The organism is Telluria sp. AC161 (assembly GCF_979258535.1).
Map to the genome: position 1 here is coordinate 453,470 of NZ_OZ409861.1, position 15,655 is coordinate 469,124.

At 62.7% G+C, this 15,655-nt stretch carries 13 protein-coding genes; 8 read left to right on the forward strand and 5 right to left on the reverse strand.

Annotation, left to right across the window (positions count from 1 at the left end; all coding sequences use genetic code 11):
* Positions 1-13: 13 nt before the first annotated feature.
* The 5 genes from ACZ0AJ_RS02010 to ACZ0AJ_RS02030 all read right to left on the reverse strand — a co-directional run bounded on the left by ACZ0AJ_RS02010 (position 14) and on the right by ACZ0AJ_RS02030 (position 2,788).
* Positions 14-712: a dienelactone hydrolase family protein gene (locus ACZ0AJ_RS02010; RefSeq protein WP_499453671.1), complete on the reverse strand. Its 699-nt coding sequence runs from the start codon at positions 710-712 to the stop codon at positions 14-16.
* Between the two features lie 117 nt (positions 713-829).
* Positions 830-1,579, reverse strand: coding sequence for an MBL fold metallo-hydrolase (locus ACZ0AJ_RS02015; RefSeq protein ID WP_499453673.1), 750 nt, complete (start codon positions 1,577-1,579; stop codon positions 830-832).
* Positions 1,580-1,601: 22 nt separating this feature from the next.
* The gene (locus tag ACZ0AJ_RS02020; protein WP_499453675.1) at positions 1,602-2,018 is read right to left on the reverse strand and encodes a YeeE/YedE family protein; all 417 of its coding nucleotides are present in this window, start codon (positions 2,016-2,018) and stop codon (positions 1,602-1,604) included.
* Positions 2,019-2,028: 10 nt separating this feature from the next.
* A complete protein-coding gene (locus tag ACZ0AJ_RS02025) occupies positions 2,029-2,460 on the reverse strand; it encodes a YeeE/YedE family protein (protein WP_499453677.1) in 432 nt (143 codons plus the stop codon).
* Positions 2,441-2,788 (reverse strand): ArsR/SmtB family transcription factor, encoded by a 348-nt coding sequence (locus tag ACZ0AJ_RS02030; protein ID WP_499453679.1) that lies wholly within the window; start codon positions 2,786-2,788, stop codon positions 2,441-2,443. The genes ACZ0AJ_RS02025 and ACZ0AJ_RS02030 overlap by 20 nt, the downstream gene beginning before the upstream one ends.
* A 210-nt stretch (positions 2,789-2,998) precedes the next feature.
* Between ACZ0AJ_RS02030 and ACZ0AJ_RS02035 the strand changes: the two genes are divergently transcribed.
* The 8 genes from ACZ0AJ_RS02035 (at position 2,999) to ACZ0AJ_RS02070 (ending at position 15,564) form a co-directional block, all read left to right on the forward strand.
* Positions 2,999-5,887 carry an insulinase family protein gene (locus tag ACZ0AJ_RS02035; RefSeq protein ID WP_499453681.1) on the forward strand — a complete coding sequence of 963 codons (2,889 nt, stop codon included), beginning with the start codon at positions 2,999-3,001 and terminating at the stop codon, positions 5,885-5,887.
* A 309-nt stretch (positions 5,888-6,196) separates the two neighbouring features.
* A complete protein-coding gene (locus ACZ0AJ_RS02040) occupies positions 6,197-7,213 on the forward strand; it encodes a LysR family transcriptional regulator (RefSeq protein WP_499456705.1) in 1,017 nt (338 codons plus the stop codon).
* Positions 7,210-8,796: a Wzz/FepE/Etk N-terminal domain-containing protein gene (locus tag ACZ0AJ_RS02045; protein ID WP_499453683.1), complete on the forward strand. Its 1,587-nt coding sequence runs from the start codon at positions 7,210-7,212 to the stop codon at positions 8,794-8,796. Before ACZ0AJ_RS02040 ends, ACZ0AJ_RS02045 begins: the two co-directional genes overlap by 4 nt.
* A gap of 350 nt (positions 8,797-9,146) precedes the next feature.
* The gene (locus tag ACZ0AJ_RS02050; RefSeq protein ID WP_499453685.1) at positions 9,147-10,355 is read left to right on the forward strand and encodes an MraY family glycosyltransferase; all 1,209 of its coding nucleotides are present in this window, start codon (positions 9,147-9,149) and stop codon (positions 10,353-10,355) included.
* A gap of 64 nt (positions 10,356-10,419) precedes the next feature.
* Entirely contained in the window at positions 10,420-11,520 is a 1,101-nt protein-coding gene (locus tag ACZ0AJ_RS02055) for an SDR family oxidoreductase (RefSeq protein WP_499453687.1), read from the forward strand.
* Between the two features lie 51 nt (positions 11,521-11,571).
* A complete protein-coding gene (murJ, locus tag ACZ0AJ_RS02060; RefSeq protein WP_499453689.1) occupies positions 11,572-12,927 on the forward strand; it encodes a murein biosynthesis integral membrane protein MurJ in 1,356 nt (451 codons plus the stop codon).
* A gap of 17 nt (positions 12,928-12,944) precedes the next feature.
* Positions 12,945-14,231 (forward strand): glycosyltransferase family 4 protein, encoded by a 1,287-nt coding sequence (locus ACZ0AJ_RS02065; RefSeq protein WP_499453691.1) that lies wholly within the window; start codon positions 12,945-12,947, stop codon positions 14,229-14,231.
* Positions 14,221-15,564: an O-antigen ligase family protein gene (locus ACZ0AJ_RS02070; protein WP_499453693.1), complete on the forward strand. Its 1,344-nt coding sequence runs from the start codon at positions 14,221-14,223 to the stop codon at positions 15,562-15,564. Before ACZ0AJ_RS02065 ends, ACZ0AJ_RS02070 begins: the two co-directional genes overlap by 11 nt.
* Positions 15,565-15,655 lie beyond the last annotated feature (91 nt).

A 15,655-nucleotide genomic window follows, 5' to 3' on the forward strand; every position in this document is an offset into this window, starting at 1 on the left:
GCCGGGCGCCGGATCAGCGCAGCGTGCGTGCGAAGAACTCGTCGGTGCGGCTGTTGGCCAGCGTGGCTGCGTCATGGTCGTAGTGACCGCCGCCCGGACGGGCAAATGCGTGGTCGCAACCAGGATAGACATGGATCTCGGCATCGGTGCTGTCGGCAAACGCTTCCTTGATCTTCTCCTGCGCCTCAGGGCCGATGTATTCGTCGGCACCGGCCAGGTGGTAGAGGAACGGCGCGCCAATGTTCTTTGCTTCGGACAGGTAGTTGTCGGTGCCGCCGCCGTAGTAGGCCGCGAAGGCATCGCCATCGGTGCGCGCCGCGCTCAGGTAGGTCATCAGGCCGCCCAGGCAGTAGCCGGTGACGCCGACCTTGCCGTTGCTGCCTTCCATCGTGCGCGCTGCACTGATGGTGGCGGCGATGTCCTGTACGCCGTGGTCGAAATCGTAGCTCTTGTACAGGGCGAACGCACGCGCGACGTCGGCTTCATTCGCTTCCGACAAATCCACGCCCGGCTCTTCGCGCCAGAACAGGTCGGGGGCGACGGCGATATAGCCCTTGGCGGCGTAGTTGTCGGCGATGCTGCGGATGCCGGCGTTCACGCCGAAAATTTCCTGCAGCACGATGATGACCGGGTAGGTACCGACGACGTCGGGACGGGCCACATAGCAATCGAAACCGCGTTCAGCGGTGGTGACGGTAAGTGTTTCGGACATGGAATTCCTTTAGGTTGACGGGGAGGGTGCCGGCCGGCTTGCGTAGGCGGCCGTAGCGAGACATATGATAAGACGAATGGGATGAATGCTGCCACCAGCACGATTGCAGCGCAGACTTCAGCCCTGGAGACTGACGCCCATCTGCCGGCAATACTGGGCGAGATGATCGGGCAGATCCGCTGGACACACCCCGCACGCCCGGTTGCCCGGCACGGCATAGTCGATGAAGGTCGGGTAGGGCAGAGCGAGCTCGGCCATGATCGAGCGAAACGCCTCCAGCGTCTTGCCGGCGCCGAGTCGCCCATTGCGCTGTTTTTCCTGGGCAATCGAGGAAACGTGGCGCTGCTGGTAATCGTGCGCAGGATAGACCAGCGTCTCATCCGGCAGTGCGAACAGTTTTTCGGTCACGCTGCGATACAGCGCATCGGTATTCCCGTTCTGGAAATCGGTGCGACCGCAGCCGTCGATCAAAAGGGCATCGCCTGTAAATACCCGCTCGCCCAGCAGATAGGAAAAGTGGCCATCGGTATGGCCGGGTGTATGCAGCGGCTGCAGGGATATGCCGCCGACCTCGAACAGGCGGCCTTCCTCGATCGCCACATCGGCGCACGGCAGGCAGTCGAACGCGGGTGCGGCGATCTTGCTGCCGGTGGCGTTGCGCAACGCCAGCGCCGCGGTGATGTGGTCGGCATGGATATGGGTGTCGAGCGTGTAGGCCAGTGTCAGTCCCAGTTCGTGCAGAACGCCAAGGTCGCGCTCCATGCTGACGATCACCGGGTCGATCAGAATGGCCTGGCCGGTCTGCGGATCCCCCAGCAGATAGGTATAGGTGCTCGACAACGGTTCGAAAAGTTGCTTGAAAATCATGGTGCCTCCTGTGATCGGTGGATCAGGATCTGCGCCGTTCGATGAGTTCAAAGATGCCCATGCCCGCCAACATAGCGGCGCAGAAAATGAGCGGCTGCACCGCGCCCGTCGCGAGCGAAGCCAGCGCAGGACCGGGACAAAAGCCGGCCAGTCCCCAGCCGGCCCCGAAGGCCAGGCTCCCCAGCACCATCCGGCGGTCGATCCGGGTGGCTGTCGGCAGGTGCATGGGCTCGCCCAGCAGCGATTGCCGTCCCTTGGCAGCAATCCGGAATGCGGGGAGCGCCACCAGGATCGCGCCGGCCATCACCAGTGCCAGCGAGGGGTCCCAGCGGCCGGCCAGGTCAAGAAAACCCAGGACCTTGGCCGGATTCGTCATGCCGGCAACGATCAGGCCAATGCCGAACACGAGCCCGGTAATCAATGCCATCAGGATGCGCATGCCGTTCTCCTCAAGCCAGTAGATGGCGCACGATGAACACGGTCGCGAAGCCGGCGCCCATGAAGGCCAGCGTGGCCGCCAGCGAACGGGCCGAGCCACGTGCCAGCCCGCACACGCCATGGCCGCTGGTACAGCCGGCGCCGTAGCGGGTGCCGATGCCGACCAGCAGGCCGGCGGCGATCAGCGTGCCCGTGCCGGCATCGATGCGCATGGCGGGCAACGGGGCGGCCAGCGTGTACACGAGGGGCGCCGCGACGAGGCCGAGCAGAAACGCGATGCGCCAGCCACGCTCGTCCGGGGCCGGGCGCAGCAGCCCGCCGACGATGCCGCTGATGCCGGCGATACGGCCATTGAAAAGCACGAACATGGCGGTCGCCAGGCCGATCAGCACGCCGCCGCCCAGCGCGCTCCAGGGAGTAAAGTCAGTCCAGTTCACGGTCATCACTGCCTCCCGGTTGTGCGCAGAATTGCTGGTACAGGACCTGCAGCACGGCGCTGGCCGCGTCGCTGGTCAGGCTGTAATAGATCTGCTTGCCGTCGCGCCGGGTCGTGACCAGGCGCTCCTCGCGCAGCACGCCCAGCTGTTGAGAGAGGGTAGGCTGGGCAATGCCGGACGCCGCCGCCAGCTCGCTGACGCAGTATTCGGCCTGGCTCAGCTGGCACAGCAGCAGCAGCCGGTCCGGGTTGGCCAGTGTCTTGAGCAACGCGCAAGCGCGCACGGCGGCGGCTTGCATCTCGAGCAGGTTCAATGGTTCTGGATGATGGTTCATGGTATCGCTTTCGTCAGACCCCATTGAATCACACTATACCGAAAAACAAAATATCTTTTAATATATTGATGGGTTCGTGGCGAAGGTTTAGGTGGCGCCGACGCGTGTGCACGGCACGGGGTAGAATTTCAGGGCATTGTGGTCGTCATGCCGTCGTTGAACGTCTTCATGGCCCACCACGACCATTGCCATATTCTGAAAGAACCGTACATGAGTCATTTCGAGCACCTCCGCAGTCACGCCATTCCTGCACTCCAGGCCACGATGGAAGAGTATGTCGCGCCGGCGTCCGGCGCGCGCCACATCCACCTGACCACCAGCGGCGCCGACATGGCGTTCCTGGTGGGTTTCCCCACCGTGCCCGACGCCAGCGACGGCCGCGCGCACATTCTCGAACACCTGGCGCTGTGCGGCTCGCAGCGCTATCCGGTGCGCGATCCGTTCTTCGCCATGCTGCGTCGCTCCACCGCGACCTTCATGAATGCGTTCACCTATGCCGACCGCACCGTCTATCCGTTCGTCAGCACCGACGAAAACGATTTCTACAACCTGCTCGATGTGTACCTCGACGCGGCCTTCTTCCCGAAGCTCGATTACCTGAACTTTTTGCAAGAGGGCTGGCGCTACACGCTCACCGATGGCGTGCTCGGTTACCAGGGCGTGGTCTTCAATGAAATGAAGGGGGCGTTCGCCGACCCGGGCCACGCGCTGTACAAGGGCCTGACCTCGACCATCCTCAGCGGCACCACCTACGAGGTCGATTCGGGCGGCGATCCGCTGGCCATTCCCGAGCTCACGCACCAGATGCTCAAGGACTTCCACGCCAGCCATTACCATCCGTCGCAGGCGGTCTTTATGACGGCCGGGCCATTGCCCGCTGCTGCGGTCCAGGCCCGCATCGCCGAGCGCGTGCTGGCGCGCCAGACCGATATCTCGGCACGGCGCGTGCCGCAACTGGCCAGCGCCTTCGCGGCGCCGCAGCGCAATACCGTGCGCATTCCGTCGCAGCAGGGCCGCGACAACGAATTCGGGCTGCAAATGACGTGGCTGATGGGCGAGTCGGCGGTCCCGAAAGTGGCGTTTGAAGCGAGCCTGCTGTCGGCCGGCCTGCTGGGCGACGCCGCTGCGCCGCTGATGAAGGCGATGGAGACGGCGGGCTACGGCCGGCCGTCCGGTTTCAATGGCCATGACGACAGTGCGCGCCAGATGCTGTTCCATGTTGGCATGGAGGGTCTCACCGAGGCCCAGGCGCCCATGGCCGAAGCGCTGATCTGGGCCACGCTGGAGCAGGTGGCCGAGCAGGGCGTGGAGCACGCCACGCTGCAGGCTGCGCTGCGCGACCTCAAATACCAGCAGCGCAATACCCGCAGCGGCAGCATGCCGAATGTGCTCGAGCGCCTCTTGACCGCGCTGCCAGTCGCGATGCGCGACGGCGACGTCGTTACCGCCTTCGACAGCGATGCGATCCTGCAGGCGATGGAAAGCGATATCGCCGATCCGGCTTACTTCAAGTCGCTCGTGCGTAACCTGTTGACCTCGCCTGGCCGCCTGGTCTCGACCATCGTGCCGGACGCCGCCTATTTTTCTGACCGTGACGCCGTGGAAGGCGCGCGCCTGGCGCAGGCCTCGGCCCTGTTGACCGACGCCGACCGTGCGCGCATCGCAGCCGATACCGTGGCCCTCGAAGCGCATCAGAAAACGGCCTTCGATTCGCAGGTGCTGCCGCGCATCCGGCCCGGTGACGTGAGCACGCAGCCGCGCGCCTTGCCTGCATTTGCACCGACCGCCGACGACATCCACGCGTTCAGCATCGGCTCGAACGGCATTTCGTCGGCCAGCATCGTGTATGACGTGTCGGCTATCCCGGCCGCCGACTGGCCATGGCTGGCGCTGTACACGCAGCTGCGCGACGACCTGGGTCTGGAGGGCCAGGACTACGCCGAGGCCGGCGCCTGGCGCCAGCGCATGGTGCCGTCGTTCGGCTTCGACCTGCAGCCGTTCCAGCTGCCGGACGGCGCGCTGCGCATCGACCTGACGGTATCGGCCAACGCCCTGCGCGAAGAGCATGCCAATATCGTCGCCGTGCTCGACGCCTATATGGCCCGGCCGCGTTTCGACGAGGCCGTGCGCCTGCGTTATCTGCTCGAGCGCAAGGTGGAAAACACGCTGGACGACCTGGCGCAGGCTGGTAGCCACTATGCGTCCATGGCCGTGAGCGCGCCGCTGGCGCAGGTGCGGCGCTTCCAGGATGCCATCGCCGGACCGACGGCGCTGGCATTCAATGCCCGCCTCAAAACCCTGGCTGCAACGCCGGAAGGCGTGGCCCAGGTCGCGACCGAACTGGCGCGCATTCACGCTGCCATCGTGGCGCAGCGCCCGAGCATGCTGTGCGCCGGCAGTGGCGACGATGGCCACGAACTGGCGCGCCTGCTGGCGGCAGCCTGGCCAACGTCCAGCACTACCACTGGTGCAACTGTGGCGCCTGGCACGTCCGCAGAAGCCGCACCGCAGCCTCCGGCGAATGTCGCGCTGCACGCGGCAGGCCAGGTCAATCACTGCAATATCGCCTGGGCAGTGCCGATGTCGCACGACGACGATGCCGGCGCCCTGAGCGTGGCTGCCGAGCTGTTCACCAACCAGGTGCTGCACACGGCGCTGCGCGAAGCGGGCGGCGCGTATGGCGGCAGCGCCTCGTATGCGGGCGATTCGGGCGTGTTCTCGATGGCGTCGTTCCGCGACCCGCGCCTGGCGGCCACCTACCGCGATTTCGATGCGGCTGTCGACACCATCCTGGCGTCCGACTACAGCGATGAGCAGCTCGAAGAAGCCATCATCGGCGTCATCAAGAAGCTCGACAAGCCGGAGGCGCCATGGGATGCGGTGCGCCTGGGCTGGCGCATGTACCGGCGCGGCACCGACATGGCCACGCGCGAGCGTTTCCGCCAGGGCGTGCTCGGCTGTACACAGGCGCAGGTGAAGGCGGTCGTACAGAAGTACCTCAAGAACGGTACAGCGAGCCGCGCGGCGTTCGCTGGCAATACCGAGCAGGATCTGGGCGGATTGGCCGTGGTGGACTTGTCGGCGCTGGCCGGCGCTTGATCGCGGTTTGTTGATGGCAGGCGGCTGCCGTCGGTAGCCGTTGGTAATACTGATTCCCTATTAAAATAGTTTAAATACTATATTTAATAGGGAATTTCTTTTTTGAATATTTGGTAGGCGCAATGCCTGCTATTGGATTCAGTCAGCCTTGAATCCATCGGTCATTTTCCGATCACTCTATTGCATTGACGGGACGCAGAATCTGCTCGGGAGGTCCTGCATATCATGCAATGGTATGGCGGGCGCGCACGAAGTTTCAAAGATTTTCTCAATTAAATATCTACATGGATAATGTAAGTGGGATATGCCATGAAACTATGTGAACCATTGGATATTCTGCCGGATATCGTGCATGGGATTGATATTGACGTCAAATCGCCATCTGGTGCTGTTCGGTACTGTAAAACCAGAACACCGCGTATCAGTCTCAAGCAATGGAATATGTTTCATGCGGTAATTGACTACGGTGGTTTCGATGGCGCCGCCGATCAATTGCATGTAACCCAATCGACCGTCAGCCACGCCGTTGCCAAGCTCCAGGAGCAACTCGGCGTCGCGCTGCTGGAACTAAAAGGGCGCAAAGCGCACATTACCGCCGCTGGCCAATGTTTGCTGGAAAGGTCGCGTGAATTGGTCAGGCAGGCCAACGCGCTCGAGATGCTGGCCGATACGCTGCACCAGGGCTGGGGCCCGGACGTACGCGTGGCAATGGATCCCGGTTTTCCCTCCGACTTGCTGATCCATGCCGTGCGGCAGTGCTCGCCGTCGCTGCATGACCTGCGCCTGAGCGTCAGCGAAGTCACGCCGGATGGTGCCCGGCGCGCGCTGCATGCGGGCGAGGCCGACATCGTCATCGGCGCGCAGCCGGTGCTGGGCTTTGCTGCCAGTTTTCTGTTCGAGGTCGAGCACATCGCCGTGGCCCATCCCGCCCATCCGCTGTTCTCAGGCAAGCGCGATATCACACACGATGAGCTGAGCACGCATTCCCAGGTCGTCATCGCCCCGGAACAACAGGGTAGCGGCGCCAGCATGGGCGAGTCGACGCGGCAGCATCCGGGTTCCTGGCGTGTGTGCAATCCCGAGCGGGCCATCGGTATCCTGCAGCAGGGCGTGGGCTATGCGTGGCTGCCCAGGTTCCAGGTGCAACAGGCGCTGGACGCCCGGCACTTGCGCGCCTTGCCGCTGGCGGGTGCACGCCATCACGGCACGCGGCTGTATCTGATGTGCGCCCAATCGGTGGCGGCGGGGTCGGTGGCCAGGCAATTCGCCGATGCGCTGCAGGCCTGCAGCGCGCGCTGCCGCCAGGCCGATGCGGGTCAGGCATGAAACGCGCTCTGCAGCCGATGTCCATGCCGCTGTCACGGCGCAGCAGAGAGGGTGATGCGTCCGCAGCCGTGCTCGGGCTCCGGCACGTGCTGCGCAACGGCTGGCTCATCGCTGGCGTGGCGTGTGCGATCGCCAGCTTCGCCATCGCCGTCGCATTGGGTGTGAAGCCCGTCTATGAATCCAACATCCTGATCCAGATCACACGCAACGCGCCGCCGTCGGCCGACGTGCAGACGGAAACCCCGGCCATCACCGAAATCGAGATCCTGCGTTCGCGTTCGATTCTGGCGAAGGTCGTGAATGCCTTGCACCTCGATATCGCCGTCGAGCCGACCCTGTTTCCTGTCGTGGGCGCCTTCATCGCGCGCAGCAATCCCGGGTTGTCGGAACCCGGCCTGTTTGGCGTCGGCGGCTACGTGTGGGGCAACGAACAGGTGCGGGTGGATACCTTCAACGTGCCTGATGCGCTGCTGGACCAGCCGTTCAATCTGGTCGTCAGCGGCCCGGACACCTATACGCTCAGCCAGCACGAGGCCGGCATACGGGTGCACGGCAAGGTCGGCCAGCAGCTGCATGCCAGGTTGCTTGCAGGCCCGCTGGAGATCCTGGTCGCCCATATCCACGCCAGACCGGGCGCGGCGTTCACGCTCTATCGAAGTCGCCAGGGGCAGGCAGTCGACAGGCTGCAACGGTCGTTGGCGATCGCCGAAAAAGGACGGCTGTCGAATGTGATCGGCGTATCGCTGCAGGGCGGCAGGCCCGAGCTGGTCAGCCGGATCCTCAATGAAATCGGCGACCAGTATATCCAGCAGCAGACCACCCAGAAAAACGACGAGGTGAAGAACCAGCTGGTGTTTTACGACCAACAAGTCGCGCAGGCGCAACGCCGCATCCGTGAACTCGATGCCAGGCTCAACGAACTCCTGCAACAGCATGGCGCATCCGACCTGAGCGAGGACGCACGGATCCTGGCCCAGCAATCGCTGGTGTTGCAGGCCGAGCTCACGGCAAAGGAGCAGCAGAAAATCGCGTTGTCGGGCCGTGTCGGCGACCGGCATCCCGAGATGCTGGTCGTGACGCGGCACATCGCATCCATCCGTCATGACCTGGCCGATATCGAGGGCAGGCGGAAGGGCTTTGGCGCAGCCCAGCAAGAAATACTGGCGGTCAATCGCGACAAGCTGGCGCACAGCCAGATGAGTTTCGAGCTGCTCAATACACGCCACAAGCTCGATGCCTTGATGCTGTCCAATCACGTCAACGTGCGGGTGGTTGACCGGGCCCAGGTGTCGTTGCAGTCGGTCACGCTCGGCTTGCCGGTCATGCTCGTGCTGGCTTGTCTGCTGGGTCTGGCAAGCGGTGTCGGCGCCTCGGTATTGAAAAATGCGCTCGTGCGGCGCAAACACCGGGGCGCCGCCTGGGGTGTGCGACGGCTCGCGATCGGTACGCAGGCGCCGCTGGACGAAGGCACTGTGGCCCCGCAGGACGCTGCGCCGCCCGCTGCGCCGGCGGCGTCGGAGCAGGGCGAAGGTGCCGTCCGCAGCGCCAGGGGTGATGCACCGGTGACCAGCACGCAGGCGTGAGCTGCCCTGCGGATTCTTCACCGCCTGAGTTGTGCCGTCATCGCGCCCGCGGCAATTTAACGTGCGAATTGCTATTTATGCCTATTCATCCATCCCGCCATCACGAGCGTATTTCTTTCGATGTTTTCTATTGGATTGGTCGCTAAAGAAACCAATCATAAAAATTCATCGAGTGACGGAGCTGAGCCGTCAGATGTATCGATATTTTCAACGTTTTCTTATTCCCTATTTTGCTAGAGTAAACCTCAGTGCAAAGGCGGCGTGAGCGAATATCGGGTCGATCGATAGCATCGTATTTCTGAGTCGTGCTGTGCCTGTCGGACGTTTGTCAGATCAAAACGGAGGGCGTGATGGCGATGAACAAGAATGTCAATGGTGTTGAATCCATGTTTCCGCCTGAAGTCATGCTCCCGCTTCTCGAAACGTTTTCATTGGCATTATTGGTCAGCCTGTTCATTTGCATGCTCAATATCCTTACCGAGCGTTGGCATGGCAGGTTTTCATTTGATATCGATGTCAATGGTGTCCAGAAAGTTCACAAGAACATGGTGTCACGCACTGGTGGCGTGGCCATGGTGGCGGGGGTGCTGGCCGTCCCGGCGTATGGCGGTTTGATGGGCTACCCGCTAGCGCTGCAAACCGAAACAAACGCGCTCATTTTGCTGCTGTTGCTGGCAGCCCTGCCGGCGTTTTTGGCCGGCATCACCGAAGACCTGACCAAGCAAGTGTCAGTCCGTCTCCGCCTGTGCGCCATCCTGACCAGCGCCGTGCTCGCCGCCTGGCTGGTGGAAGCGCATCTGCCGCGCTTGGATATCTGGGCGCTCGACGGCGTCCTGCACTGGCTCCCCGTGTCGTTTGCCGTGACCGCGTTTGCAGTGGCCGGTGTCTCCAATGCCATCAACATCGTCGACGGTTTCAACGGCGTCGCCGGTGGCACGATCGTCGTCATCCTCGCTGGCGCAGGTTTTCTGGCATGGCAGGCCGGGGATCCCGTTGTCGCCCTGCTGGCCCTGGCCGGGATAGGCGCCACCATTGGATTTTTGTTGCTCAATTACCCGACCGGGCGCCTGTTCATGGGCGACGGTGGCGCGTATTTCATCGGCTTCTGGGCGGCAGAAGTGGCAGTGCTGACGATTGTCCGCAATCCCGGCATCAACGCGTGGCAGATTCTCGCCATCTACGCGTACCCGGTAATCGAGGTCCTGTTCAGCATGTACCGCCGAAAGATCCTGCGCAGCGCCCTGGTCGGCTCACCAGACCGCCTGCATCTGCACTCGCTGTTTTACCGCCGCGTCGCCTGCAACAAGATCCGCATCGCCCGCTATACATGGCGTCGCAATGCGGGCGTGGCCTGCTTCGTTACCGCCTGGCTCAGCGCCGCGACGATCGCCGCCGTGCTGCTCGGCGATACCGTACCCGCTGCAGTGGCGCTGGTCCTGGCCCAGATGGTGGTCTACGTGGCGGTCTACATGCGCCTGGTGCGGGGCCATTGGGGACGCTGCCGCCACCCCGCCGTCATTCTTGGTCTGCGGCCGCAGCCCAGAAGCGAAGCGATCTGAGCGATGCGGCCTTGCGTGTATCCAGGACCCGAATCCATTTGCCACCCCTGACAGGAACAGCTTCATGCCCACCTTTGACGATATCCAGACGGCGCTACGCGCGCATCCCCGGCGGTGGCTGATCACCGGCTGCGCGGGCTTCATCGGTTCCAATCTGCTCGAAACGCTGTTAAGGCTCGACCAGACCGTCGTCGGCCTGGACAATCTGTCGACCGGCTTTCGGCACAACCTGGATGAAGTGCGCAGTCTCGTGACCGACAGCCAATGGCAACGCTTCACGTTCCTGCATGGGGATATCCGCGATCCGCGCATGTGCCGGCAGGCTGTCGCCAGCGTCGACAAGGTCCTGCACCAGGCCGCGCTGGGCTCGGTGCCCCGCTCGATCGCGGACCCGCTCGCTACCAGTGACACCAATATCAACGGCTTTCTTCACATGCTGGTGGCTGCGCGCGATGCGCAGGTCACGTCGTTCGTGTATGCGGCGTCCAGCTCGACCTATGGCGACCATCCCGATCTGCCCAAGGTGGAAGAGCGCATCGGCAAGCCGCTGTCGCCCTATGCGCTGACGAAGTATGTCAACGAGCTGTATGCGGACGTGTTTTTCCGCTGTTACGGTCTGCGCACCGTGGGGCTGCGCTACTTCAACGTGTTCGGCAAGCGGCAAGATCCTAACGGCGCCTACGCTGCCGTGATTCCACGGTGGATCGCGTCCATGCTGGCAGGTCGCCAGGTGCAGATCCATGGCGACGGCAGCACGAGCCGCGACTTTTGCTATGTCGAGAATGCCGTGCAAGCGAATCTGCTGGCGGCGATGGTACCGGTCGAGGCCGGCAGTGCGGTCTACAACGTGGCCGTGAACGAGGCGACGACGCTGAACCAGTTGTTTGCCTGCCTCAAAACCATTCTCACGGCGCACGGTGTCATGGCCATCATGGAGCCGCTTCATACCGCGTTTCGCGCCGGTGATGTGCGCCATTCGCAGGCGGACGTGAGCAAGGCGATGCGTGAACTCGGGTATGCGCCGGCTTACCGCATCGACGCCGGCCTCGCGGCGGCTGTGCCATGGTATTGCCAGCATCTCGGCAATTCCGCGCCGGGTGCGGGCGCCGTTGTCAGTGCCAACGTCACGGCAAGCGCGGATGTGAACCATGCCCATGCCGGCTAAGCATCTGCCGCAGGCGCTCACGATGCCGCCTGGCCGTGATGTGGGGGGCAAATGAGTCTGCTCGATACGCTCGGCGCACGGTGCCGCATCGCCGATCCGCAGCATCTCGCGATTTTCCGCGGGCTGTTGACCGTGGCGCTGTTCAGCTTGCTCGGCAAGCTGATGAGCGCGGCAAAGGAAATGGCTGTCGCCTACCGCTACGGCCTTGCAGCCGAAGTGGATGCTTACCAGTTCGTGTATAACCTCGTGTCCTGGCCGCTCGGTATCTGGGCCAGCGTGCTCGCTGCCGTGCTGGTGCCGCTGGTAGCACGCATGCGCGTGTCCAGTCCGCAGGCGATCCCGCGCTTTCGCGCCGAGCTGGCCGGTTTTACACTGGTGCTGGGCATGGTGCTGGCGCTGCTCGGTTGGCTGGTCATCGCCGCCCTGTTGCGGTTCGACCGGAGCGGCCTGCCGGCGCACTCGGCGCAGCTCGCCGCGACGGCGCTTCCCGGCCTGATCCTCATGCTGCCTCTGGGCCTGCTGGTCGCGCTGCTATCGACGTGGTTGCTTGCGGCGCAGCGCCACGTCAACACCTTGCTCGAATGCGTGCCAACGCTGTGCATTACGGCGGCCGTCCTGCTGTTTGCCGGCGGGGGTATCAGCCCCCTTGTCTGGGGCACGATTGCCGGCTGCGTCTGCCACCTGCTGACGCTCCTGGCGCCGCTGTCGACGCAGCGCGAACTCGAAACGCCTGTCTTCACCAGAGACTCAGCCCAGTGGCAATGGTTTTGGCAAGGCTTCGGCATCATGCTCGCTGGTCAGGCCTTGATGAGCTTTACCGTGATCATCGATCAGTTTTACGCGGTCGGTCTCGGCACCGGGGCGCTCGCCATGCTGGGTTACGCGAATCGGGTGTTGTCGCTGATTCTTGGCCTGGCAGCCATTGCCGTTTCGCGTGCCACGCTACCCGTGTTCTCGCAGGTCAGCGCCGATGCTGCCGGGCAGGTCTACCGTGTCGCCGTGTCCTGGGCGCGCTTGATGTTCGCCGGTGGGGTCGCCGTCATGCTGCTGAGCTATCTCGCCGCGCCGTGGGTGATACGGCTCCTGTTCGAGCGAGGCCAGTTCGATGCCACCGACACCGCGCAGGTGGCCGAGGTATTGCGCTACGGCTTGCCGCAGTTGCCCTTCTATTTTGCATCGATGGTCCTGGTGAGCTACGCGCTCAGCCAGCGCCGCTATGGCTTGATTGCCTGGTCCGGCGTCATCGGCTGTGGCGGTAAAGTACTTGGCAACCTCGTGTTGGTGCCACATCTTGGCGTCAATGGCATCGCACTGGCGACGATGGCAGTGTACGGGCTCAACGCGCTGTTCTTCTGGCTGGCGCTGCGGCGCCGGTCGCCACCACGGCGCACTGCGTCATGTCTCTGAGCGATGGAGCGCATCCAATGAAGATCCTGTTGCTCATGCATAGCCTGTCCGCAGGGGGCGCTGAGCGCGCGGCCTGCACGCTGGCCAATTTCTGGGCGGGCAGGGCGCGCGAAGTCACCATCGTCACGTTGGCCCCAGTCAGCGCCGACTTTTATCCGCTCGATCGCAGGGTAGGGCGTATATCGCTCGATCTGGCAGGTGCCAGTCGCCATGCGCTCCATGGCCTGTGGCAAAACGCAAGGCGCGTGCTGGCGCTGCGGCGCCTATTGCGCAGTCTCCGGCCAGACGTCGCACTTGCGATGATGAGTACGCCAAATGTGCTACTGGCCCTTGCCAGCCTGTGGCTGCCAGCGTTGCAGACGATCGGTTCGGAGCGTTGCTATCCGCCGCACGCACCGCTGGGTCGCCTGTGGCACGTTCTGCGCCGCAGGCTGTACGGCAGGCTCTCGGCCATGGTGGCGTTGACGGGCGAGTGTGCGCACTGGATCGAAACGCGAACGTCGGCATCACGGGTCGTCGTGATTCCCAATGCTATCGCCTGGCCATTGCCCGACACCCCGCCGCAGCGCAGTCTTCCCAGGCTGTGCCAGCAGCAGCGCAAGCGCCTGCTCGCCGTGGGGCGGCTCGACCCCGTGAAAAACTTCGATGCCCTGGTTGGCGCGTTCGCGCGCCTGGCGGGTGCATTTCCGGACTGGGATCTGGTCATCCTTGGGGAAGGGCCCGAGCGCGCCCGGCTGGCATCGACGATCGGGCGCATGGGACTGGTGCAGCGCGTGGCCATGCCGGGTGTGGCCGGCAATATCGCGTACTGGTATGGTCAGGCCGATCTGTTTGCGCTGACCTCGCTGTCCGAGGGCTTTCCCAACGCCCTGGCCGAGGCAATGGCCCACGGCGTGCCTGCGGTCAGCGTCGATTGCAATACAGGGCCGCGCGACATTATCCGGCACGGTATCGACGGTCTGCTGGTCGCGCCAGACGATATCGCCGCCCTGAGCGACGCATTGGCCCGTGTGATGGGCGACGGCACATTGCGCCGGCAGTTGGCGAGCCATGCAACGCAGGCGAGGGAGCGCTTTTCGGTCGAGAAGATCGGGCAGATGTGGGAAACATTGTTCATGTCGCTGTGCGGCAGTCAGGCGCTGGCCCATGAAGCCGGCCATGGAGGCAGCCACGACGGCAAGCCCGAAGTCAGCCCTACAGGAAGGCACGGCGTCAGCCGTACAGGCAGGCACGGCGTCAGCCATGCTGGCAGGCAGTCAGGCAATCAGTCAGCCGCAATGAAAGACCCTGCCCATGAACCATGAACTCGCCGCCCACAACGAGGCGAGGTTGCCCGGCTTGCATCGGCCACAAACCCCGGCATGCACCGACCGCCGTTTCTTCGTCAGGTACCACACCCTGTTGATGGCGATCGCGCTTGGCGCCATGTACGCCAATCTGCCAATTTATCTCTACATCCTTGATGCGCGGTTATTGCCCAAGTTTATTTATTTCGGCATTTTTGGATTGATCGCGCCGCTGATGGTCATACGCTGGCAAGCGTTTCGCGATTATCTGGTGTCGCCATTCGCCTTGTGGACATTGTTATTATTTTCCTTGAACCTGATTCATCTGGCAGGCTTTCCTGCCAGCGTGGACGTCGCTGGCGTAGCGTTCATGGATATGCAGGCCGAAGCCAGGCGCTCCATGATTGCAACGCGCGCGCAATATATTCTGTTCGCCCTGTTCCTTGGATTCATTGCCTATATCTCGCCCACGAGAAAGTATCTGCGGACCATGTTCGTGCTGATGGTTGTCGTGCCATGCGCCGTCATCGTCGATTTTGCCAATCCCGGCCTGTTGTATCCGGTGGATCTGACCGGTGCAGTCCTTGGCCGGGCAGCAGCCATGTTCATCAATCCGAACATTGCCGGGGAAGCCATTCTGCACATCGTCGTGCTGGGCTTTGCCGTGCTTGATCGCCGCTGTCGGATGCCCCTGTTTTTATTGGCTGGAATCGCCATCCTGACCACCTTTTCGCGTGCCGCGATCATTGCATGGTTAGTGTTGCTGGGGCTCTTTATTTATAAGAAAACATTACCAAAATCCGCTGCGATATCTCTGACGATTGCAATCGGTATTCTTCTCGTCTTTATCGGCAGCTTTGAAAGTTATATATCTTCGAGAGAAGAATTCGAAGATGCAGCCACCAATATCCTGTCAAGGCTCAACTTCTTCTCCAGCTTTACCTTCGATGATGATAGTTCTGAAGAGCGGGCAGGTGTGATTCAGGCAGGCTGGGAGTTATTTCTGCAAAACCCTTTATTTGGTTCAGGCGCTGGCGCCACGCATTTTTGGCGGCACCGGGGAAGCACGCATAACCAGCTTCTTCTTTTGGCGGCCGAATATGGTGTCATGGGGATTTTATTATGGGGATGGATGCTCATCATGCTCTGTAAAAGCAGTTTTTTCAGCGATCGGGGCTTGCGGTATGCGATGGCATTTCTGTTCGCGTTCATGTCGATGTTCACCCATCAAATGTTTGATGCCGCTTCGTATTGGCTGGTTACGTTTGCGCTGGTTTGCGCCATGCCGGGCAGCGCGTCGGCCGGCCCGCTGCCGCCCTGGCCCAGGCAGCGCATGGCGCGCCTGCGCTGAAAAAACACTGTCCAGCGTGGCATGACATGACACCCCGGCCAGGATCACAGCAAGCGTGCTTGCACGCATACATACACCTACACACACAGCA